Here is a 21,865-nt window from a genome sequence, read left to right on the forward strand (position 1 = left end):
TTGTTAATTAGCTAGTTGAGCAGGCAGTATTTATTTACTGCCTGCAATAAAGGAAATAAAAATGACAAAATTAAAATCCTTATTTTTTATCTTATTAACTTTTTCATTTGCAACCCAAGCGGGTGTTGGCTTAAGCCAAACACGTATCGTTATTGAGGAAGCAACGAATTCAGCCTCTATTTCAGCACGAAATGAAGATGACAAGTCTTATTTAGTCGCTAATTTTATTACACAACAATTAGATAGCAAAACAGCTACTGAAGGTTTATTTGTTATTACTCCTTCAATTTTCAAATTAACGCCGAAACAACGCAATATCATTAAAATTAAGGCTATTACAAGTAAGTTTCCAAAAGATAGAGAGTCAATGTACTACTTTCACTCTCGTAATGTACCCGAATTAAACGAAAATGATGGTGTGAAAGTCGGCTTAGAAAATGTCATTAAGGTTTTCTATCGCCCAACAAATTTATCGATGCCACAAGAAACAGCTTTTAAAAATATAAAAACAAAAAGTACTGCAAACGGTATTAAGTTAATTAATGATTCACCTTACTACGTCAATTTAGCTGGATTATTTGTTAACAATAAAAGCATCAAACTCAATAAACAAAATAATGTGTTGGCCCCATTCTCTGAAATAAGCTATCCAAGCCAAATAAAGAATGGAGCAGTGAAATGGGCTGTTATCAATGATCTTGGAGGATATAATGAATACCATGGGACGGTTCAGTAAAATAGTACTCGCTCTATGTGTTATCCTATTTTCAAGTCAACTTGTTGCCCAAAACGGACAAATACAGTTCAAAACCCGGATTACAAAAGGAACTTGCGAATTCGACGATAACAGTGATTTAAATAAAACTATCGACTTTAATAAAATTGGAGTCCTTATTGCATCAGAGGTTGATGGGCAACCAATTAAAAAACCGATTTTAACTGAAAATTTCTCTTACACCATTATTTGTAAAAACTTCCCTGCTAATACTGAGAAGAATATAAAAGTAAAATCAAAATCAGCTGCTTCAACACTATTTAGCAATGGAATGTTTTACGGATCAAATGATACAACTAAAACGGGTTTTTTACTTGAATCATGTAACAAAAGCAACCAAACTTGTAAGGAAGTGAATGAAGAAGGTGTTGCTACTTTTCCATCCACAACCAGTGACTCAGTTGAAGTTAATTACCGAGTAAGTCTAGTAAAACGCGAAAATGGTGTAAAACCAGGTGATTCTAACGCTGCCGTGACTTTTGAATTTTATCAGGATTAGGTGTCATGAAAAAAATAGAACAAGTATTAATCACTTTTTTAATGTTTTTCATGTATTTCCCTGCAATAGCGGCTGATGATTACATGGTTAGATATGAATTCTCTGTTTTATTTTTAGCTAAAACTTGTGATATTGATGTTCCTTCTGAAATATTACTGGGTAATCAAGCAGGTATCACCACCGTAACAGAAATTAAAAATGATAGCGTAACCAAAAGCTTTACCATTGGTTTGAAAAACTGTAACAACCAATCGCAAAGTACGGCACTGGTTTATCTGTCATCAGGTAATACATTGAACGGAAGTAATAATTTTTTCAATGATGATCCAAACGGTGTTATTGGGGTTCAATTACTAGATGGAAATCGTGTTATCAATATTAACGGAAACCCTTTGGGTAAACCCAGTCCAGCATCAGTTATCTGGGAGAATATTGAAAGCACCAGCGCAACGAAAAACATCAATGCTAAGTTACGTTGTGTAGTAGATAATTGTGAACCTAATGAAGGTGATTTCTCTGCAACATTAACTATTGGTTATTACGCCGATTAATAATAAAGCGGAAATTTACATGAAGAAGATGGTAAAAGCTTTTCTGGGAATTTTTTTTATTACCCAAAGTTCTGTTGCTGCTGTTTCACTAGATCACTCAAGAGTTATATTTACTCAAGATGATAAAAGTCAAAGTGTAAGCGCTTATAACACAGCAAATAAAAAATACCTGATTCAAAGCTTAGTTTTTTCTGACTTAAGTTCAGAAAACGAACCAAGCCATAATTTTACGGTAATACCACCAATCGTAACATTAAATGAAAACTCTAATAATGCATTAAAAATCCTGCCAAAGGGATTGAATGAACTACCACAAGATAGAGAGTCGTTATTTTATTTGATGGTTAATTTTATACCTGAGACAACAAAAAAAAATAATGATCAAAATAATCAAATAAATACAAAATTTAATTTATCTACAAAGATAGTCATAAAAATGTTTTACCGTCCAACTGGCATTAAAGGTAATGTAAAAAACTATATTAATGAACTAACAGCTAAGCAGTCTGGGAATAAAATTATTATCAACAACCCATCTCCTTATCATTTTACGTTAGTTAATATCAAAATGGACAATGAGTCATATAACAGTGATAGAGCACCTATGGTCGCCCCTTTTTCTACAATTGAGATACCAGCAAATAAAAAAGTATCGAAATTAGAATGGGACATGATTAATGACTACGGAGGGGAAACCCCACTACAGCCAGTAATATTAGGTGGAACTAAATAATGATAAAAAATAAATTACTAATATTTTTTCTTTTGTCTGTTTGCTTGCCAGTAGCCGTATTAGCAAAATCGCCTACAGGCTTTGATTTTCTGCTTAAAAGATACGTCTATAACGAAAGTAATAAAAGTGGTATCAGTATCGAGATACTGAATGGAAACGACAAAAGTTATTTAATGGAAGCCTGGATAGCAAACGTTGATAAAGAAACGTTACTACCAAAAGAAAAAAAAGAGACTGAAATAGTTCCTTTTATTATCTTACCACCATTAAAAAATATGGGACCAGGATCCCAAACTTCATGGAATATAAGGCGTACAGGTATTGATATTAATGGCGTTAATATGCCAAAAGATAGAGAAAGTCTCTTTTGGATTGGAATCAGGGGCATTCCTAGTGAAGAAAAATCAAAAGAAGAAAATAGTATTCAGTTAAATGTTATCCCTAATTTCTACTTTAAACTACTGTACCGTCCAAAAGAAATTCAAAATTTAAAAACGAGTGACTTAGCTAAAAAAGTTAAACTAACTCAAAATAGCAGTGTATTAACAATAGAAAACCCAACACCTTTTTATTTAACATTTGATTATTTAAAAGTTGCAGGGCATGAAATTAAAAATGGCGAAAGAGAAATAACATTGACACCTTTTTCAACAAAGGAAGTCACGCTACCAAACAATAAAGTTGGAAAGATCGAGTGGCGATTCACGGATGAATATTTGATGGAATTAGATAAAGAGTCCTTAAATTAAATTTCAGTTGAAATATTATTAACTATAACGATTGACGATGAATGGTGATGCTGTGAAAGGGATGAAATTTAAAATAATAGCATTAGAAGTTTTTGCATGTTGTTATGCAATGACTCCTGCTTTTGCACACGCCGAATCTTATTTCGATCCCGGCCTGTTAATGCATGGTAGTGGTATTGATATCAATCAAATCAATTTAAACGATTTCGTACAAAACAACACCCTAACACCTGGTACTTATGACGTCACAATCAACGTTAATATGATCCCTTCAGGGGAGTTGAGTATCCCATTTACTAAAGCTGATGGTGATAAAGTTTCTCCCGTTTTTACTATTGAGCAATTGCAAAAACTCGGTATTAATACATCTGCAGTGCCAAGTTTAAGGGGCTTAGCTGAAACCACCGAGATTGCTAACTTATCTGACTATATTACTGATGCTTCGGTCACTTTTGATGTGCAAACCTTGACTGTCAATTTGTCTATCCCACAAATTGCGATGGTACCTAATTTTACAGGTTATGTTCCGCCAGATGCTCGCGATGATGGTGTAACAGCGTTAATTATGAATTATGTACTTAACTACAGTAATAACCGTCAGCTTTCCAAATACCACCAAAAAGCAAGCACCTCAGATTCAATATTTACGAATATTAACGTGGGGATTAACTTTGGTGCATGGCGCTTAAGAACGAGTTATTTGTACAACTACAGTAAAAATAGCGGGGCCTCAAGTTACAGTGATTCTGATTTCTCAAATACTTATGTATACAGAACCATTAATGCGATTAAATCAACCTTAAGAGCCGGTGAAATTTCATCTGGTGGTACAATTTTTGATTCAATCCCAATGAAAGGGGCGAGTTTAAAGTCAAACCCAAACCTTAATCCGAATAGCATGCAAGGGTATGCCCCTGTTGTTGAGGGTTTTACCAACTCAAATGCGACAGTGACTGTACGTCAAAATGGTAGTGTTGTTTACCAAACGTTCGTTGCACCAGGTAGATTTGTGATCCGAGATATTCCTGCCAGTGGTTTAGCTGGGGATATGGAGGTCACCATTGAAGAAGAAAATGGTAAGCAAACGGTTTATACACAAGCTTATTCATCATTACCAATGATGGAAAGACAGGGTATGTACAACTATGAAATTGTTGCAGGCCGCTATAACGGAGGTATCGCTACGGACTCCAAAAGAAAAACATTTACCTTAGGTACGTTCAGTGTTGGTTTACCATACAACATAACGAGTTACGGTGGTTTATTGGTCTCCAATGGTTATAACTCTATCGTGGGGGGGCTTGGCTTTTCTTTAGGTGTACTCGGCGCTTTATCTACGGACGTGACTCATTCTGATGCGAAATTTTCTAATCAGCGCTTAAAAGGGCAATCTTACCGTATTCGTTATTCGAAAAGTTTACTCTCAACAGGAACATCGTTTGACTTAACAGCATTACGTTATACCACAGAAAATTTTTATTCATTCTCTGACTATAACAATACGGGTTACGATATTAAAGAGGGGTTAGCGCCGTGGACAGGCTCAAGGCAGCGTTATAGTTTCCAAACATCAATTAGCCAGTCCTTTGATTCTTATGGTTCTTTATCATTAAGAGCAGCGAAAAATACCTATTGGGGTGGGCAAAGCTCAAACACCTCTGTTGGTATGTCATACAATAATAACTACAAGGGTGTATCTTACAGCTTAAGTTATATGGTTGACCGCGTGAAAAGCTACAATAACTCATGGCCAGAAAACCGTGTTGTTTCTTTAGATATTTCAGTACCTTTAAGCTTACTGACGAATAGCGAGATGGCTCAAACCATGAGTGCTCGCTATGGTATCAGCGTTGATAACCATGGTGAAACACGAAACCAAGCAGGTTTGACGGGAAGTGCGCTGGAAAATAAATTCAGCTACGGTTTATACCAAAACTATAACAGCCAAGGCAGTAACTACGGCGGTAGCGTAAATGGCACATACTCAGCAGATAACTCCACATTATCAGCAGGTTATAGTTATTCTGACTCGAACCGTACAATGAATGCAAGTATGAGCGGCGGAATGATCGCCCATTCAGATGGTATCTCACTATCCCCAAGTGTGGGTGATACTCTCGCTATCATCACTGCGGATGGTGCTAGAGGTGCAGAACTCACCATGGGTGCCAAGTTTGACCGTTTTGGGAACGCGATTATTCCACAGTTAGCAAGCAACGCGGCGAACCAGATTTCAGTCAACGTTAATACGTTGCCAGATGATACTACCTTTAAAGATACCTCAATGATGGTGTACCCAACGGAAGGGGCAATCATCAAACGTAACTTTAAAACGAAAATTGGTTACCAAGCCATGATTAATATTAACACAACGGGAAAAATGCCACCATTTGGGGCGATTGCAACACTCGTCTCTACTGATAAAAATAATGATATTAATACAGGTATTGTTGGCTCTAATCATCAGCTGTACATGAGCGGTTTACCTGATTCAGGAAAACTGAATATCAAGTGGGGTAATCAAGGTGATCAATGTTCAATCAGCTATGCTTCATTGGAAAGTATTGCTGTCACCGCTGACTCACCAGTTAGAACAATAACAGCTGAGTGTAAATAATAAATATTCACTGTCAAATTGACGAGCAAAAGAATAACTATGAAAAAATGACATCCTATTTCTCATTTTCACACAAAGTGGCATCCGGCTTTCTACTAGCGCTTTTATTTGGAGCACGCACTCCGATAAGCTAACCATTCGTGCGGGGCAGATAGGTTATTTAGTACCCAATTGGCGGGTAATAGAACCAACCAGTTGCTAGAAACGCGTCCTGCGTCAATGTCAATAGACTGTGTTACCACGGGTAAATTGCTGATGGTGTTATCCGCTAACCAACAACTGCATGGACAAAGCAATGCAGGAACTGGATCAAGTACTAACCTTGCAGGTATGGCATTAGACTCGGTGACAGGTAACTCATCTAACTAGACTGAACGCCCTTATATCGTGACGTCGAAAGTTCCACCGTCTTCAGATATCTGTAGAAGAGGAAACTCAGATGCTTTAGTGTATTATGACCGTATAAAGCTAGGGGATATTGCCACGACCAATTTACGCCAAAACCTATACTTTAACCTTTGCCAAAATGGGAACGTACAAGCGGGTGGCTATAGAGGTAGCATCGACGTCTCTTTCTACCTTGAATAATCGCTTGTTATTATTTTCATTTTTTGGCCCATTAATTTTTATATTAAAGGGCCATTTTTCATATCATATCTAACCTGACACATTTACTGCACTTGCCGCTTTTTTTGCCCTTTCGAGTGCTTTTTCGATTGAATCTGCAATGGCTAACGCAACACCCAACCTGCGAGTTCCTGCAATTTCAGGCTTACCAAATAAACGTAGTTGGATATCAGAATCGAATGCATTCTTAATATTAGAGAACACCACATTTTGGCTATGAAGTTCAGGTAAAATAACCGCAGAAGCACTTGGGCCATATTGGCGAACGTTACCAATAGGGAAGCCTAGAAATGCACGTACATGTAAGGCAAATTCAGAAAGATTTTGCGAAATCAGCGTCACCATTCCAGTATCATGAGGGCGTGGGGATACTTCATTAAAAATGATGTCATCACCACACACAAATAACTCAACGCCAAACAAGCCGTAACCACCTAACGCAGAAACGATTTTTGCAGCAACATCTTGAGCCTTTTTCAGCGCTTTCTCGCTCATCACTTGCGGCTGCCAAGATTCGCGATAGTCACCTTTTTCTTGACGATGTCCTACAGGAGCACAAAAATGGATCCCATCTACAGCGCTAACCGTTAACAGGGTAATTTCAAAATCAAAATTGACCATTTTCTCAACAATGACTCGACCTTGCCCTGCGCGCCCCCCCTCTTGAGAATAATGCCACGCCTTTTCTAAGTCTGCACTTGAACGAATGACACTTTGCCCTTTTCCTGATGAACTCATGACGGGCTTTACAATACATGGGAAACCCATTTTTTCAGCGGCTTCAATAAAATCTGATTTATTTTCTACGAAATAATATTCCGATGTAGGTAAACCTAATGTTTCAGCAGCAAGACGACGGATACCTTCTCTATCCATTGTTAAAAAAACGGCTTTTGCAGAAGGGACGATTTTTTGCCCTTGCTCTTCGAGTTCAACTAACGTTTGGGTCGCAATTGCTTCAATTTCAGGCACAATAAAATCAGGCTTTTCTGCGATCACTAACTGTTTTAGTGCCTCACCATCCAGCATATTGATGACGTGGCTACGGTGAGCAATGTGCATAGCGGGTGCATTTTTATAGCGGTCTACTGCAATCACTTCGATACCTAAGCGTTGGCATTCAATGGCAACTTCCTTACCTAACTCCCCTGCGCCCAGTAACATAACTTTTGTTGCAGATGCACAAAGTGCCGTACCTAACTGTTCCATGATTGATGACCTTATATGCGAAAATAATACCGATGATTATATACGCAAACGTTTGCTTTTGCTATCCACGTAATAAAAAGGCCATGATAAAACATATTCGTGTCTTGAAATTAAATGAAATATTGTCTAATTCTGCGGGGTTTCATCTCGCCCGGTAATAAAAGGTTCTTTTTGGGAAAATTTGGCATATTGCTTATGCAATAAAGCCAAAATACAAAATAGTAAACCAATCCAGATTAATGCAAAGCTAATCCCTTTAACCCAATCAAACAGTTCATTAAACAAGAACACAGCGAGTAAAAATTGGATAGTTGGCTCTATATATTGGGCCAAACCAATAACAGTGAGTGATGTGCGTTTGATAGCCGCAGTAAAAAACAGCAAGGGAATAATCGTCACAGGTGCCGCTAACATATACAAAATACGAAGCTGCCAATCTCCCGCCTCCACTGCGCTTAACCCTTTTGACGATAACCACCAAGTAATACCCATTGCAATAGGCAACAACCATAATGCTTCTAAAAACAATGAAGTAATAACATCAAACCGAATAAATTTACGGATCAATCCATATACCGCAAACGCACTCCCCATCACGAGTGCTAAAATAGGCAATTCACCATATTGCCAGATTTGATAACCAACCCCAGACAAAATAAACGTAACGGCCATTTTTTCCGCAAAAACTAACCTTTCACGTAAAAAAACAACACCGAGCAAAATAGAGAATAATGGATTGATAAAATAGCCCAAACTTGCGGCTAACACTTGCCCATGAGTGAGTGCATAAGTGAATGTGGTCCAAGAGATAGCCATAATGGACGAACTAAAAAGGCAAAGGATAATGGACTTTTTATCAACCCATACTTGTTTCCATATTGTTTTATTTTTAATGACTAAACGGATTAAAAATAGCAATGGAATTGACCAAATAAGACGTTGGGCAAGGAGTTCTAGCGGTTCAGCTTCAGGAAGCAGCCGATAAAATAAGGGCGTTATTCCCCATAAAATATAGGAAAAAATAGCTAGAGCCACACCTGAACGCAGCAACATAATATAGCCTACAATAAAGTCAAATAAGGTAAAATTTGCTCCACATCATACGCCAATATAAAGAAAATAAAATGTTACTAACGCTCATTCTAAAGCTATCTATTTAAGATTATATGCAAATAAAAAATAGCATATAAAGCCAAATTTTATTTGCACGTTAACTCTTCACATTAAAAAATCTGTTTTTGGTGCAATGGCGGCTGCTGCTGCATAAATTCAACAAGCTCTTGAGATGTTGGCGCTGCGGAAATTGCCCCTTTTTTAGTTGTGGCTAAAGCCCCACAAGCTGTTGCCTGAGAAATAATCTTCATCAAATTATCTTTTGTATTAGCCATGCCATATTGATTAATTGCCGCTAACAATCCAGCCATAAAAGCATCTCCAGCGCCCGTGGTATCAATACTATCGACTAAATAAGCACTTACTGAAAAATAATACTCTGTCGTAAATACCCTGCACCCTTGCGAACCTTGCGTCACGACCTTAAGCTCCGCAGGATAATCACGCAATTTTTCAACCGCCTTATCAAATAGGCTCTCACCCGTTAACCAAAGTAATTCATCATCAGAAAGCTTTAAAATGTCAGCCTGTTTTGCAAAGGTGTCCACAACTTGATGCATTTCTTCGTGATCTTCCCACATTTGTGGACGAATATTTACATCAAAACTTAATCGGCCCCCAGCTTGCTTAATTTGAATTAACCCTTCCGTTAATGATGTACGGCATATTGGGTGAACAAGCGCGAGTGAGCAAAAATGCAATATATCCTGACCAAACTGAGGTAAGTTTTTTGAACTTAAAAATTGATCTGCTGAAGGCGAAACTAAAAAAGTAAACTCACGTTCGCCATTTTCATGTAATGAAACTAATACTGTACTTGTTCGATATTCTTCATCAAATTCCATGGCCTGTGTATCAACACCTAGGTCAAATAAGGTTTTTTGCATAAAATGACCAAATGTATCTTCTCCGACTCTACCGATAAATCCGCTTGGATGGCCAAGCTTAGCAACGCCAGCCGCAACATTGACAGGGGCCCCCCCTGCACAAGCTTGATACCGCATATTTTCTAATGGAATTAAATCAATAACAGCATCGCCCAATGACCATATTTTCATATTTTCACCTTTTTAGTTTCCGACCAGGAAAATTTAAGCTAGTAAATCTAAGTTGTTAACGTTAACATAAAGTATAAAGTGATCGATTAGAAAACACACGTATTATCTCACCCCATTTTATCCATTTCAGATTTGTTATAGCAAAAAAGGTTAGGGATCCATTATGGAAAAACAGATTGAACGAGCAAATCAAGCCATTAAAAAAAATGCAAAACAGCTAAATACCCTGTTTTATCCGCACTATCATTTAGCACCACAATCAGGTTGGATGAATGACCCTAATGGATTAATTTATCATCAAAACCTATACCATGCTTTTTACCAACATCATCCCTACAGTTCCGTGTGGGGGCCAATGCACTGGGGTCATGCAACAAGCACTGATATGGTACATTGGCAACACCAACCGATAGCGCTTGCTCCGAGTGAGGACTATGACCGTGATGGCTGTTTTTCTGGCTCAGCCGTCAGTCACGAAGGTAAACTGTATTTATTTTACACGGGCCATATTTGGTTAGCCGAAGAAGGCGATGACAGCCAAATTCAGCAATCTCAATGCTTAGCAGTAAGTAATGATGGCATTCATTTTGTGAAAAAAGGTATTGTTCTTCCCGCCCCTGAGGGATACATGCACTTTCGCGATCCAAAAGTGTGGCAACAAGAGGGCAAATGGTGGATGGTTGTTGGTGCAAGGGATACATTTGACCAAGGGAAAATTCTGTTATTTAGCTCAATGGATTTACTTCACTGGGATCCTAATTTTCAGATACTCGCTAAAACAGATGACAAAAATGTCTACATGTGGGAATGCCCTGACTTCTTTCCACTCGATGACCAATTTATTGCTTTATTTTCTCCTCAAGGAAAAAAAGCAATAAATTTCCAATACAGAAACCTCTATCAAAATGGTTACCTTATTGGGCGTTGGTCTCCCAATTCACCTTATAAGATTACCCAACCCTTTACTGAATTAGATTTTGGACAAGATTTTTATGCACCTCAAACTTTTTTAGCAAAAGATGGGCGCCGTATTGCGATCGCATGGATGGATATGTGGGAAAGTCATATGCCTTCAAATAAACATGGATGGTCAGGTTGTTTCACATTACCAAGGGAGCTTACCTTATCAAAACAAGGTAAAATTATCGCAAAGCCCATTCGTGAATTAAAAAAATTGCGACGGTCAGCGGTCCATTTTCCAGAAATGTGCTTGCAAAAAAACACCACACTTTTGCTAAGTGAAGATGCAAGTAGCTGTGAAATTGAATTAATTTGGGACTTAACACAAAGTGCTTCAGCAGAAAAATTTGGTTTCTGGATTGGAAATGGGCTGCAATTTTATGTTGATAACCAAAGCCAGCAGTTAACATTAATGCGACACTATCCTGAATATATTATCAGTGATAGTCGTTGCGCACCTTTACCACAAGTCAAACAACTCAAAATTCATGCCTTCGTTGACCAATCTTGCCTCGAGATTTTCATCAATGAGGGTGCAATAAATTTTAGTTGCCGCATCTATCCAGAGCTACAGCAGAGAAAACTACAACTATTTACGATAAACCAGTCAGCGCACTTGAAAGAAGCTACTTATTGGCCGATAAACAACGCGATTGAATAAGTCGTTATGTTCGTTGGAATAGTTTGAATGCCGTTAAAATGAGCTGCGCTCAAGAAGGTCACATGCCACATATTGAATATCTTGTTGCTGACGCCCTTCTATTATGTGAAGCGCAGCTTGTTGCCCCAACTGATAGTGCGGCAATACAACTGTGCTCAATGGGGGATAAAATAAATGCCCCACCCCAATCATGTTATCGTAACCAAGAATGGCAATATCATTTGGGATATGTAAACCCCGACTTAATAAAATTTGATATGCTAAAAAAGCAACACGGTCATTTCCACAAATAATAACATCAAAATCAGGCTTATTATTTTGAAAATGAGAATCAATTAGAGAAATAATATCAATATAATGCTCATCGCCAAGCTCAAGATGATATTGCATCAAGTCTTCGTGCGGTAAATTAGCATTTCCCCATGCTGTTTCCACTGCTTCACGGCGTATTTTCCCTGCTAACGTCTCATATGGAATATATAAACATAATGGCTTTCGGTAACCTTTCTCTATTAATCGCTCCACCGCTCTGTATTGACCATTAAAGTCATCAGGAATATAAGCAGGGAACAATTTATTTTTATCAACGCAGTTCGCTAAAACCAACGGGCTTTGATGCAAAGCTTCAGGAATTGTGACTTCCCTTAACCCCATTGTCGTAAAAATAATACCATCAGGACGTTGAGACAATAGCTGTCGAACCGCCCTGTCGTTATCTTCCTTTGATGTAATATTCACAACAAAACTGTTCCAACCATATTGCCTAGCTGTTTGCTCTATTGACAAAATAATTTCAACAGAAAAAGGCGTCGTTGCTGTATCTAAAGCTAGTACCCCTACCGTTGAAACCTTAGAACTTTTTCCTCTAATTTTTCGCGCTGAAAAATCAGGAATGTAGTTGAGTGCATTAATTGCTAGCTGAACTTGTTTTAATGTATCTGGTTTTAACAATTCAGGGCTATTAATTGCCCTAGAAACTGTCATTAAAGATACATTTGCAAGTCGAGCAACATCTTTTAAAGAAGCCATTAAGTATATTCACTCAGTTAAAAAGGTTTGTAATAAATTCTACCATGTCAGAAGCAAAAAGCACCTTAACTTCCAAAACTACATATCGCCCCCCTTACTTAATAAAATCGCATAAAATATACTCCTTAGGCTTTTTATGACTTACTATTTAAGATATTATTGAGCCAGTCATAAAAATTTCAATCTGATTTTTGAGCCTAAAAAACTCGCCAAACAAGTAAAAGCACCTAAAATGTTACATAAGATTAATCGATTCTTACGCATTGACACAAAATTTAACCATTGTTTCTATTTTATATTAAATTTAACTAGATGATAATTTTAATATAAATTAAGGTCAGTAATACATTAATAAAAAAAACAACGTTCTGTAGAAAACATTATCGCTAAATTTATTTTTAACGATATTTATCTACTTATTTTATCAAATTAATATGAATATCAAATCAGTTCAACAGGAGTATGGTGATGAATAACACCATTCACGTAATCATAGATAGTGATAATGTCTTTAAGAATAAACTGAAATTAATGATGGAATCATTTGGTTTTGTCTTTAATTTTTATAATAACGAAGACACATTTATTAGTAATTATACTTACCCTTTAGAAAGCAATGTAAAGGAATGTATTTTGTTATTTTTAAAAAATAACGAAAATCGTATTAGCCGATTAACCAATATAAATAACTCTTTTGGTATTGTTCCTTTTATTGTCCTTGCTGAAGAACCTTCGGTTAGCCTCTGTAAAGAAAGCTTTAAGTCTGGCGCTTATGACTTCTTCCCTTTTCCATTCAAAGACATTGAGATTCTCAATGCAATCAATAGTGCCACAGAGCAATTTTTAAGTTCATATGAAAAGCACAAGAAATATACCTATCTATCTGACAAATTTGAGCGTTTATCCGTCAGGGAAAGAGAAATAATGGATATGATCTTAGAAGGTAATACCAGTAAAGAAACTGCAGAAAAACTTTCATTATCTCCGAGAACTGTTGAAGTACATCGTTCGAACATCTATACAAAATTAGGTATAAAATCACTCCCTCAACTTATTCAAGAATACGAATATATTAATACCTATTCAAAATATAGGTAATATATACTATATGCTTTTACAATCTAGTAGTCATTATATCTGATGGTTTTATTTCAAGCCGTCAGATATTATTTCTCACAAAATATTAACACATAAGAATTTTGATAAACATAGATTAATATGCTATTAATTTCACAAATTACCCTTACTCTCATGAATAAGGGCAATTTGATTACACGACTATTACACAAAATGCACTTAAGTTAATTAATGATTACAGATGTAATAATTACATAGATTATTTACTATTTTAGATGGAGTAATATTGTTTATATTGCACATTTCCATTAAGCCCTCATTGATAAAAATCTAAATTACACCTCTCATGCATTATTTTGACATCTATTTTCTTAAACTAAAAAAATAAGGCTGCTATTAACATACTGACAAGTAATATTGAAAGATAATGCAGTCTCTTTTTCATTGCTCTTTATCTCAATACAGCCAACTTCAGAGGCTATTTGCAGTAAGTGTTGGTCAGCCTTTTACGCTTCAGCTATTTTAGATGATACATCTCCATCCAAAATACGCCGAAGCATTTTTTTTACATAACCACATGAAAAAACACCGAGCGTGACTACTTATATTCTTTAATATTAATGTCATATTGCTTCAGTTTTCGCCACAGCGTCGTTCTTCCCATGTTCAAAATCTGATGCATTTGCTGAACTTTACCTCGACAGTTTTTTGCCACTTCAATAATGAGAGCTTTTTCAACCGACTGAATATTCAAATCTGCAATGCGTGGAGCCTGAAATGGTTTCGTTGAGGATGGTTGTATATAAGATTGGCATTTCAGCTTTGCAGTAGATTCTCTTGCCAATGATTGCAAAAGAGCAAGAAGAATATTGCTATTCATTTGAGCTGTTGATAAAGCCACAATCAACCACAACTCGCCAAATTGCGAATATATCGGCGCTAAATAATAAAATTTCCCATGTAATTCAATAGGATTAGCAAAAAGACGCTCCTGAGCGTTCTTGCTCATTTCACCTGATAGTAAATCAGCTATTGCAAAATAGTCTTGTGACTTTTGGCTTAACCATAATGTTTCACCTTGAATATTCAGCAAAGAAACATCGGCGTTAAGTTCATGAAGTGAAGACAACCCTGATAAAACAGTATCTCGTATTAACGAGATTAGAAGCTCATTATCATCTAAATAAGCTGTATTTTCTTCTATTGGTGTATTTGTAAATAATGAATGAGCCGACATAGTTATCCTTATTCTTCGATAAGAGTTATTTGATTATGTCAACTTGCCATTTAATTTTTATATTCTAGATCAAGTTATTCTTTAATAGATTTTCGACGCTTGATCTACGTCAATTTTGAACAAAAGATAAGGAATGATTTCAAAATGAAACCAAAAAAGCCTACTTATTAAACAATAAGTAGGCTCGAAAAGATACAAACAATCTTTGTCTATTATTTAGTAACGATTGCGCCCCATAGGTCATACTCATCAGCGTGCTCAACAAGCACTTTAACGATATCCCCGACTTTTACATCAAACTCACCGTTTAAATACACCATCCCATCAATTTCAGGTGCATCTGCCATGCTACGGCCAACAGCCCCCTCATTATCAACCTCATCAATAATCACCCAAATTTCACGACCAATTTTATCTTGCAGCCTCTGCGTTGAAATTTGTTGCTGTAATTGCATAAAGCGATGATAACGTTCTTCTTTGACGTCTTCAGGAACTTGATCGGCAAGTTCGTTAGCTTTCGCGCCCTCCACTGGGCTATATTTAAAGCAACCAACGCGGTCTAATTTAGCTTCAGTTAAGAAATCCAACAACATTTGGAAGTCTTCTTCTGTTTCGCCTGGAAAGCCCACAATAAAGGTTGACCGTAATGTTAATTCAGGGCAAATTTCACGCCAGCGCTTAATACGCTCTAACGTCCTTTCCACCGCACCTGGGCGTTTCATTAATTTTAATATTTTAGGGCTTGCATGCTGCAAAGGAATATCCAAATAAGGTAAAACCTTACCTTCTGCCATAAGTGGAATAACGTCATCCACATGCGGATAAGGGTAAACATAATGTAAACGAACCCAAACACCCATAGAAGCGAGTTGTTCACATAACCCAATCATGCTTGTTTTAACTGGCTGACCATCCCAAAAACCTGTGCGATGCTTAACATCCACACCATAGGCAGAGGTATCTTGTGAAATAACCAAGAGTTCCCTCACACCAGAAGCGACTAAACGTTTCGCTTCATTTAATACATCACCAATTGGGCGGCTATCTAAATCACCACGCATCGAAGGAATAATACAGAAGGTGCAACGGTGATTACAACCCTCTGATATTTTTAAATAAGCATAATGCTTTGGCGTTAACTTAACGCCTTGTTCAGGCACTAAACTCAAGAAAGGATCATGTTCTGGTTTCGGGACATAATGATGAACATGGTTTAATACTTGCTCATAACTATGCGGCCCCGTTATCTCCAAAACTTTTGGATGGACTTCACGAATTTGGTTTTCTTTTGCACCAAGGCATCCTGTCACAATGACTTTACCGTTTTCATTTAACGCTTCGCCAATCGCTTCTAACGATTCTTGTACCGCGCTATCGATAAAACCACAGGTGTTTACAATGACCAAATCAGCATCATCATAGCTTGGGACAACTTGATAACCATCAGTACGCAATTCAGTTAAAATACGTTCTGAGTCCACCAAGTTTTTTGGGCAGCCGAGTGAAACGAAGCCAATTTTTGGCACCGGATTAGTATTTTGCGACATAACTCACTTCTTTTATTGTTTTAAAAAATGGGCGAAATTTTACCTGAAGAATAGTGGAAATTGTATAATTTTCTGCCAAAAAAATGATTTTCCGAACGAAAAATAGATTGTCATTCGCTCGGAAATAAAAGAGATTTAGCGGTTAATTGACCGCGCAATTCGAGCGTAAGTATGGCGAACACCACGGATAACAATGCCATAATTTAAAATATTTTCAGGTAAGGCAATTCCGTTGTACCCTGAGTCACCAATGTGGTGCAAATCAGTCCCTGCCATTTTGCACATCAGGGCAATTTGACGGATCGTCTGTATATCCGCACCTTCCTGTGAAGTGCCAATTGCCGTCATTGTCATCACACCTTGGGAATGGCAGTAACTCACCATTTTTTGCACAAATTCTAATGAAATACCTGGAACCGTTCCTGGCGCTGGCAATAAAATAATATCTGCGCCACTGGCAATAAATGCCCGAATATCATCCTCAGTGATAAGTTGCTCTGCCGATGCATTTAACACACCTGCGGCATGCATTTTTCCTGTAATCAAAATGACATCCTTGCCAACAACCGCCTTCAATTCTTTCAAGCTTTGATTAATTTCTTGGTTGGTGACACCATTGCCAGGATTCCCCGTCAGAACAATAATATCGACCCCCATTTCTTTTAATTTCATCGCATTTTTAACGGTTGCTAAACGCCCTTCAGACATTTTCCACTGAGCATCTTGAGTTGGGTTATTAAACCCAGCAGGGACCGGCTCTAAATTAACACCTATCGCACGCCCTGTTAAATGTTTCAATGTGCGGATAATTTCCTCTGGTGCAATACCTTGGGGTAAACCTTGCATAATAGGTTGATTAACATCGAAAACGTTTAACAACAAAATATCAGCGCCTTGGCTTGCTGCAAGTTCTGCATTCGTTACCGTCATTAAAACAGGCTGAATCGTCCCGATAGTTTCAGAGACGAGTAACCGCCCTTCACTGGCTTTTATTGCTTCTAACAGACTCTTTTTACTTAAATTTGCAATCTCTGAAGCTGAACAATCAAGATAACGTTTTTGCATTTGCAACACCTTTATTTATCAACAGATTTCTCAGTAAAATAATTTCCTTTAATGGAATATATCATGTAATAAATAATAAACTGTTTTACAGTGCACATTCTGTATAAAGTTATTTTTCAAAGAATAATAACTTTATCTAACACCTAGATTTTTATCAAAAAACAACCATTTCGTGCATTTAAATGGCCACTCATCGAAAATACTCACTTGTAATCTTACAATAGTAATGATTATCATTACGACTCTAACTTAAATAATGGTAAGGACGTAATAATGAAACTCGCCTACAAAGCTGCTGTTTCGGGTCTCGCGTTGTTTTCAATTTCTGCATTTGCTCAAGAGTATCCGCTTGGCCACCCAGTGATTAAAAACGGAATGGAAATTCAAGGTGTCTATTTACAACCCATTACAATGGATACTGAAGAAGGGCATCATAAAATGGCCCACTTAGCGGCAGATAAAGCCGATATCCACTTAGAAGCTGACATCCATGCAGTAGAAGATAATCCGAATGGCTTCGCAGAAGGCGATTGGATCCCTTACCTAACTATCGAATACTCCGTGACGAAACTAGGTGATAAACCGCAAACTCAAACAGGCACTTTTATGCCTATGGTTGCCAGTGATGGCCCTCACTATGGGGAAAACATCAAGTTAGATGGCAATGGGAAATATCGTGTGACCTATAAAATTTACCCACCTTCACATAATAAAGATGTTGCCTTTGGTCGCCACATTGATAAAGAAACGGGTGTTGCTCCTTGGTTCCAACCCTTTGAAGTCTCTTGGGACTTTGACTACGCAGGTGTAGGCCGTAAAGGAAGCTACTAGTTTTATCTAAAGTGAGCAAAGGGTCTTGTAGGAACTCTCATTGTCTGCAAGCCCTTTTTCTGTTTGCGCTAATAAATGGACTCCCTAAGCCAAAATGAAAATATTACTGAGCTTTTTACTGGTTATTGCCTGCTCTTTTTTGCCTCAATCTGTTTTTGCGGCAGAAAAATACACCGTGGAATTAGAAATGAAAAATGGCGATTTAATTCCACGCGTACTGGAAGTTCCTGCAAAAACAATCATCCGTATTAAAATAACCAACACAGGAACTGAACCCGCTGAATTTGAAAGCATTCAACTACGTAAAGAAAAAGTGTTAGCGCCAGGAGCCAGCTCCGTCGTTGTTATTGCGCCTCTCAAACCAGGTACATATACCTTCTTTGATGATTTCCATCTTTCTAGCCCTAAAGGCGAAATTGTAGCTAAATAGAGGGGTTAAATATGGGACAAGTTCTGTTTGTTGTTTGGCGAGAAAGCTTTGAAGCCCTACTCGTTATTGGCATTATCTATGCGTGGATAAAACGCCACCCAGATGCCCGTAATGGTATGAAATTCCTGTGGGGTGGTGTCGCTCTTGGTGTCATCATCTCAGTCTTGCTCGCCTTGCTTATTTATGGCGTGTTTAATGTTCTTGATGATACTGGCCAATCCTTATTCATGATCTTCATGGAATTACTTGCCTGTATATTAATCGTCCAAATGGTGTACTGGATGAATAAACACGGCAGCTCGATGAAATCAGAAATAGAATCGGGTATTAACCGTAATGCTGCACACCATAATTGGTGGGGAGCCGCATTGATTATTGCCATTGCTATCGCACGTGAAGGCAGCGAAATTGTGGTGTTTCTCTCCAGCTTTATCATGTCGCTTACATCAGCAAATGCATCTGCATTTTTTGCCGAAGTGGGAGGAGGAATTGCCATTGCAGGCTTAACGTTATATCTATTCCTTCTCACTAACCGCCTTATTTCATGGGCAATTTTCTTCCGAGTAACTGGCGTTATCCTGTTATTTTTAGCCCTATCCTTGCTACTTAAAGGTGTCGAAGAAAGCGCGAATTTATTCATTGAATATGATTATTCAATCCCTGAGTTTTTAATCTATCCTGCATGGGATACCACTGGATTACTCGATGATTCAGGCATTGCAGGGAACTTTATTTCATCTTTCTTCGCATATCGTTCTCAGCCTATTTGGTTAAGCGTAATCACTTTTGTCCTTTATTGGCTCATTGTTATTCCATTATTTGCACGGAGCAAAAAACATGTACAGCTCGCTAAGGCATAAGACGAGATGGATTTTTTTTAGTTTAATACTCACCATAACCATTTCAACAACGGTTCAAGGTAAGGCGCTACGCTCCCCTGTGCAAACAGGGGATGAGATTATTGTTGCCAAAGGGGATATCCCAACCCCCGAAAAATACCAAACGAGTATCCAAACTTATCTTAATTTTGCCAACGCTGAGTTGGCAGAAATGGTTGAAGAATTAAACCTACTACAACAGTCGCTAAAAAAAGGGGATTTAGCCAAAGCCCAATCCGCCTATATTGCGGCCCACCAGCATTATGAAACAGTGCGTCCAATCATTGTGCTATTTGGTAATACAGATAGAACCATTAACCCTCGTGCTGATTATTTTCTCGATAAAGAAAAAGATTATCGCTTCACTAGTTTTCATCTCGTTGAATACCAATTATTTGACCAAAAATCTGCCCAACAAGCGCTTGCTCCTGCCGAAGAACTATTATTAAAAGGGCATGACTTACAAAAGCGACTCATGACAGAAACGATTGAAATTCCTAAGCTAGTTCAGGCCTCTGCTGACTTTATGGAAATGATTATTGAAACAAAGTTAGACGGTAAAGAAAATATCTACAGTTTGTCAGATTTAACCGATATTGCAGCAAACCTCAAAGGTTCTCAAGAAATCATTGAAATTCTTAGCCCTTTTATTGAGCCTAAAACCTTAGATCAAATAAAAGAAAATGATCAAAAAATGAATAAGATTGTGCAGGCCTATCAAGTTTCAAATGGTCTGTATCAACCTCACAGCCAATTACAACAAAAAGACAAAATGGCACTCTACTCCTTATTAACTCAACAAGCTGAAATCTTAGCGACATTAAGAGCGCAGCTCGATGTTGATGTTTACTATAAATATTAAGGCATAAATTTATGCAAGCTAAACTTAGAAGCCAACCCCCTGCCAATGGGCTATCTCGCCGTTCTGCATTAAAAGCCCTCGCGATTGGTAGTGCCATTTTTGCAGCCCCTGCGTTAAAAGCGAAAGAGCAAATCGCTAACTGCCAGTTAAATTACGATAAAACAATAAATTATCTCGGTCAGCACCAAGCTGGGGTATTAACACCCGAGCAAAAAAATGCCTCTTTTATTGCTTTCAATATCACCACGACCAAGTTTGATGAACTACAAACTGTTTTTTCGCTTTTATCGCAGAGGATAGCCTACCTAACACAACCTCAGCAGGCACCATCAACCACAAATGATAAAATGCCACCTGCTGAATCAGGTATTCTTGGTACCCACCTACAACCTGATTCGCTCACCGTCACCGTAGCACTTGGAAATAGCCTGTTTGATTCACGCTTTGGATTAGACAAAATAAAACCAAAACAGCTCGTGGAAATGGCCAGCTTCCCAAATGATCGGTTAGAAGCAAAATGGTGCGGTGGTGATATCATGCTGCAAATTTGTGCGAACAGCCAAGAAAGCGTCATCTATGCCTTAAGAGACATCTTGCGTCATATTTCACCTTACAGTTTTCCACTGTGGAAAATTGATGGTTTCTTGCCTTCCCGTGACATCGATAACCACAGTACACCTATTAACCTATTTGGTTTCAAAGATGGTACAGGAAATGCTTCAGCCGATGATGCCGCGCTGATGAATGAATTAATTTGGATCTCTGGCGGTAAAGAGCCCGCATGGTGTGATGGTGGGACTTATCAGGCTGTGCGCTTGATACGTTTTAACCTTGAATTTTGGGATAGAACGCCTTTAGAAGACCAAGAAAATGACTTTGGTCGCCATAAAGCTACTGGGGCACCAATGGGCATGAAGCAGGAACATGACGATCCAGCTTTTGATAAAGACCCTCATGGCGATCGTGTGTTATTTGATTCCCACATGCGTCGTGCTGAGCCGCGTAATCCTGAACGCCATACCGCCAAGTTAAGACGCCGAAGTTACAGTTATTCATTAGGATTAACAGACGCTGGCGCTCTGGATATGGGGTTAATTTTTATTTCTTACCAAAGCAATTTAAAAGCAGGCTTTATTGATACTCAAAAACGGTTAAATGGTGAACCGCTTGAACGCTATATTAAACCATTTGGCGGGGGATATTATTTTGTTTTACCAGGCATGCAATCACCACAAGATAGCCTTGCAAAAACAATGTTTGACGCACTAAAACAAGTAAACTAATTGATAAATGCCCTTAGGATATAAACTATTCTTAAGGGCATTTTAGTCTACAACTTCACATTCATTTATGGATC

General features: G+C 37.9%; 22 protein-coding genes. 15 read left to right on the top strand and 7 right to left on the bottom strand.

The features are described from left to right. The first annotated feature begins 61 nt into the window (after nucleotides 1-61). The 8 genes from PR808_RS13645 (at nucleotide 62) to PR808_RS13680 (ending at nucleotide 6,512) form a co-directional block, all read left to right on the top strand. Complete coding sequence (locus PR808_RS13645) at nucleotides 62-736, top strand: fimbrial biogenesis chaperone (RefSeq protein ID WP_206082984.1); 675 nt, start codon at nucleotides 62-64, stop codon at nucleotides 734-736. Beyond that, a complete protein-coding gene (locus PR808_RS13650; RefSeq protein WP_206082985.1) occupies nucleotides 711-1,274 on the top strand; it encodes a fimbrial protein in 564 nt (187 codons plus the stop codon). The genes PR808_RS13645 and PR808_RS13650 overlap by 26 nt, the downstream gene beginning before the upstream one ends. A gap of 5 nt (nucleotides 1,275-1,279) precedes the next feature. Further along, entirely contained in the window at nucleotides 1,280-1,825 is a 546-nt protein-coding gene (locus PR808_RS13655; protein WP_272539483.1) for a fimbrial protein, read from the top strand. Nucleotides 1,826-1,844: 19 nt separating this feature from the next. Beyond that, nucleotides 1,845-2,558: a fimbrial biogenesis chaperone gene (locus PR808_RS13660; protein WP_206082987.1), complete on the top strand. Its 714-nt coding sequence runs from the start codon at nucleotides 1,845-1,847 to the stop codon at nucleotides 2,556-2,558. After that, nucleotides 2,558-3,307 (top strand): fimbrial biogenesis chaperone, encoded by a 750-nt coding sequence (locus PR808_RS13665; RefSeq protein WP_272539484.1) that lies wholly within the window; start codon nucleotides 2,558-2,560, stop codon nucleotides 3,305-3,307. Before PR808_RS13660 ends, PR808_RS13665 begins: the two co-directional genes overlap by 1 nt. Nucleotides 3,308-3,344: 37 nt before the next feature. Further along, on the top strand, nucleotides 3,345-5,924 hold the full coding sequence (locus tag PR808_RS13670; RefSeq protein ID WP_272539485.1) for a fimbria/pilus outer membrane usher protein: 2,580 nt from the start codon (nucleotides 3,345-3,347) through the stop codon (nucleotides 5,922-5,924). A 171-nt stretch (nucleotides 5,925-6,095) separates the two neighbouring features. After that, nucleotides 6,096-6,293, top strand: a complete 198-nt coding sequence (locus PR808_RS13675; RefSeq protein WP_272539486.1) for a hypothetical protein — start codon at nucleotides 6,096-6,098, stop codon at nucleotides 6,291-6,293. A gap of 18 nt (nucleotides 6,294-6,311) precedes the next feature. Then, the gene (locus tag PR808_RS13680; protein ID WP_272539487.1) at nucleotides 6,312-6,512 is read left to right on the top strand and encodes a hypothetical protein; all 201 of its coding nucleotides are present in this window, start codon (nucleotides 6,312-6,314) and stop codon (nucleotides 6,510-6,512) included. Between the two features lie 69 nt (nucleotides 6,513-6,581). Here the strand turns inward: PR808_RS13680 and purT are convergent, their stop codons facing one another. The 3 genes from purT to PR808_RS13695 all read right to left on the bottom strand — a co-directional run bounded on the left by purT (nucleotide 6,582) and on the right by PR808_RS13695 (nucleotide 9,931). Continuing rightward, complete coding sequence (purT, locus tag PR808_RS13685; RefSeq protein WP_272539488.1) at nucleotides 6,582-7,760, bottom strand: formate-dependent phosphoribosylglycinamide formyltransferase; 1,179 nt, start codon at nucleotides 7,758-7,760, stop codon at nucleotides 6,582-6,584. A gap of 126 nt (nucleotides 7,761-7,886) precedes the next feature. Next, nucleotides 7,887-8,813, bottom strand: coding sequence for an EamA family transporter RarD (gene rarD, locus PR808_RS13690; RefSeq protein WP_272539489.1), 927 nt, complete (start codon nucleotides 8,811-8,813; stop codon nucleotides 7,887-7,889). A gap of 170 nt (nucleotides 8,814-8,983) precedes the next feature. Further along, nucleotides 8,984-9,931 (bottom strand): aminoimidazole riboside kinase, encoded by a 948-nt coding sequence (locus tag PR808_RS13695; RefSeq protein WP_206082992.1) that lies wholly within the window; start codon nucleotides 9,929-9,931, stop codon nucleotides 8,984-8,986. 163 nt (nucleotides 9,932-10,094) lie between these two features. On the opposite strand from PR808_RS13695, the gene PR808_RS13700 reads away from it, so the two are divergent. Continuing rightward, nucleotides 10,095-11,552, top strand: coding sequence for a glycoside hydrolase family 32 protein (locus tag PR808_RS13700; RefSeq protein ID WP_206082993.1), 1,458 nt, complete (start codon nucleotides 10,095-10,097; stop codon nucleotides 11,550-11,552). Nucleotides 11,553-11,585: 33 nt separating this feature from the next. Here the strand turns inward: PR808_RS13700 and PR808_RS13705 are convergent, their stop codons facing one another. Beyond that, nucleotides 11,586-12,581 carry a LacI family DNA-binding transcriptional regulator gene (locus tag PR808_RS13705; protein ID WP_206082994.1) on the bottom strand — a complete coding sequence of 332 codons (996 nt, stop codon included), beginning with the start codon at nucleotides 12,579-12,581 and terminating at the stop codon, nucleotides 11,586-11,588. A gap of 468 nt (nucleotides 12,582-13,049) precedes the next feature. Between PR808_RS13705 and PR808_RS13710 the strand changes: the two genes are divergently transcribed. Further along, entirely contained in the window at nucleotides 13,050-13,679 is a 630-nt protein-coding gene (locus tag PR808_RS13710) for a response regulator transcription factor (protein ID WP_206082995.1), read from the top strand. A gap of 577 nt (nucleotides 13,680-14,256) precedes the next feature. Here the strand turns inward: PR808_RS13710 and PR808_RS13715 are convergent. From PR808_RS13715 to PR808_RS13725, 3 genes are all read right to left on the bottom strand, one after another. Next, nucleotides 14,257-14,895: a helix-turn-helix domain-containing protein gene (locus PR808_RS13715; protein ID WP_206082996.1), complete on the bottom strand. Its 639-nt coding sequence runs from the start codon at nucleotides 14,893-14,895 to the stop codon at nucleotides 14,257-14,259. Nucleotides 14,896-15,107: 212 nt separating this feature from the next. Next, complete coding sequence (gene rimO, locus PR808_RS13720) at nucleotides 15,108-16,442, bottom strand: 30S ribosomal protein S12 methylthiotransferase RimO (RefSeq protein ID WP_206082997.1); 1,335 nt, start codon at nucleotides 16,440-16,442, stop codon at nucleotides 15,108-15,110. Nucleotides 16,443-16,577: 135 nt separating this feature from the next. Then, nucleotides 16,578-17,507, bottom strand: coding sequence for a DUF7916 family protein (locus PR808_RS13725; protein ID WP_272539490.1), 930 nt, complete (start codon nucleotides 17,505-17,507; stop codon nucleotides 16,578-16,580). Nucleotides 17,508-17,780: 273 nt separating this feature from the next. Between PR808_RS13725 and PR808_RS13730 the strand changes: the two genes are divergently transcribed. The 5 genes from PR808_RS13730 (at nucleotide 17,781) to efeB (ending at nucleotide 21,791) form a co-directional block, all read left to right on the top strand. Then, nucleotides 17,781-18,338: an iron transporter gene (locus tag PR808_RS13730; protein WP_206082999.1), complete on the top strand. Its 558-nt coding sequence runs from the start codon at nucleotides 17,781-17,783 to the stop codon at nucleotides 18,336-18,338. Between the two features lie 94 nt (nucleotides 18,339-18,432). Continuing rightward, nucleotides 18,433-18,768 (top strand): cupredoxin domain-containing protein, encoded by a 336-nt coding sequence (locus tag PR808_RS13735; RefSeq protein WP_206083000.1) that lies wholly within the window; start codon nucleotides 18,433-18,435, stop codon nucleotides 18,766-18,768. Nucleotides 18,769-18,779: 11 nt separating this feature from the next. Next, nucleotides 18,780-19,628, top strand: a complete 849-nt coding sequence (locus tag PR808_RS13740) for an FTR1 family iron permease (protein ID WP_206083001.1) — start codon at nucleotides 18,780-18,782, stop codon at nucleotides 19,626-19,628. Beyond that, a complete protein-coding gene (locus tag PR808_RS13745; RefSeq protein ID WP_272539491.1) occupies nucleotides 19,606-20,508 on the top strand; it encodes an EfeM/EfeO family lipoprotein in 903 nt (300 codons plus the stop codon). Before PR808_RS13740 ends, PR808_RS13745 begins: the two co-directional genes overlap by 23 nt. An 11-nt stretch (nucleotides 20,509-20,519) precedes the next feature. Further along, complete coding sequence (gene efeB / locus PR808_RS13750; RefSeq protein ID WP_272539492.1) at nucleotides 20,520-21,791, top strand: iron uptake transporter deferrochelatase/peroxidase subunit; 1,272 nt, start codon at nucleotides 20,520-20,522, stop codon at nucleotides 21,789-21,791. The last annotated feature ends 74 nt before the right edge of the window (nucleotides 21,792-21,865 follow it).

It is taken from the genome of Providencia sp. PROV197, assembly GCF_028479625.1.
GTDB classification, from domain to species: Bacteria; Pseudomonadota; Gammaproteobacteria; order Enterobacterales; family Enterobacteriaceae; genus Providencia; species Providencia vermicola.

Coding starts and splice junctions, on each gene's coding strand:
- PR808_RS13645 (WP_206082984.1), top strand. CDS start 62: ATGACAAAATTAAAATCCTTATTTTTTATCTTATTAACTTTTTCATTT.
- PR808_RS13650 (WP_206082985.1), top strand. CDS start 711: ATGAATACCATGGGACGGTTCAGTAAAATAGTACTCGCTCTATGTGTT.
- PR808_RS13655 (WP_272539483.1), top strand. CDS start 1,280: ATGAAAAAAATAGAACAAGTATTAATCACTTTTTTAATGTTTTTCATG.
- PR808_RS13660 (WP_206082987.1), top strand. CDS start 1,845: ATGAAGAAGATGGTAAAAGCTTTTCTGGGAATTTTTTTTATTACCCAA.
- PR808_RS13665 (WP_272539484.1), top strand. CDS start 2,558: ATGATAAAAAATAAATTACTAATATTTTTTCTTTTGTCTGTTTGCTTG.
- PR808_RS13670 (WP_272539485.1), top strand. CDS start 3,345: ATGAATGGTGATGCTGTGAAAGGGATGAAATTTAAAATAATAGCATTA.
- purT (WP_272539488.1), bottom strand. CDS start 7,760: ATGGAACAGTTAGGTACGGCACTTTGTGCATCTGCAACAAAAGTTATG.
- rarD (WP_272539489.1), bottom strand. CDS start 8,813: ATGTTGCTGCGTTCAGGTGTGGCTCTAGCTATTTTTTCCTATATTTTA.
- PR808_RS13695 (WP_206082992.1), bottom strand. CDS start 9,931: ATGAAAATATGGTCATTGGGCGATGCTGTTATTGATTTAATTCCATTA.
- PR808_RS13700 (WP_206082993.1), top strand. CDS start 10,095: ATGGAAAAACAGATTGAACGAGCAAATCAAGCCATTAAAAAAAATGCA.
- PR808_RS13705 (WP_206082994.1), bottom strand. CDS start 12,581: ATGGCTTCTTTAAAAGATGTTGCTCGACTTGCAAATGTATCTTTAATG.
- PR808_RS13710 (WP_206082995.1), top strand. CDS start 13,050: ATGAATAACACCATTCACGTAATCATAGATAGTGATAATGTCTTTAAG.
- PR808_RS13715 (WP_206082996.1), bottom strand. CDS start 14,895: ATGTCGGCTCATTCATTATTTACAAATACACCAATAGAAGAAAATACA.
- rimO (WP_206082997.1), bottom strand. CDS start 16,442: ATGTCGCAAAATACTAATCCGGTGCCAAAAATTGGCTTCGTTTCACTC.
- PR808_RS13725 (WP_272539490.1), bottom strand. CDS start 17,507: ATGCAAAAACGTTATCTTGATTGTTCAGCTTCAGAGATTGCAAATTTA.
- PR808_RS13730 (WP_206082999.1), top strand. CDS start 17,781: ATGAAACTCGCCTACAAAGCTGCTGTTTCGGGTCTCGCGTTGTTTTCA.
- PR808_RS13735 (WP_206083000.1), top strand. CDS start 18,433: ATGAAAATATTACTGAGCTTTTTACTGGTTATTGCCTGCTCTTTTTTG.
- PR808_RS13740 (WP_206083001.1), top strand. CDS start 18,780: ATGGGACAAGTTCTGTTTGTTGTTTGGCGAGAAAGCTTTGAAGCCCTA.
- PR808_RS13745 (WP_272539491.1), top strand. CDS start 19,606: ATGTACAGCTCGCTAAGGCATAAGACGAGATGGATTTTTTTTAGTTTA.
- efeB (WP_272539492.1), top strand. CDS start 20,520: ATGCAAGCTAAACTTAGAAGCCAACCCCCTGCCAATGGGCTATCTCGC.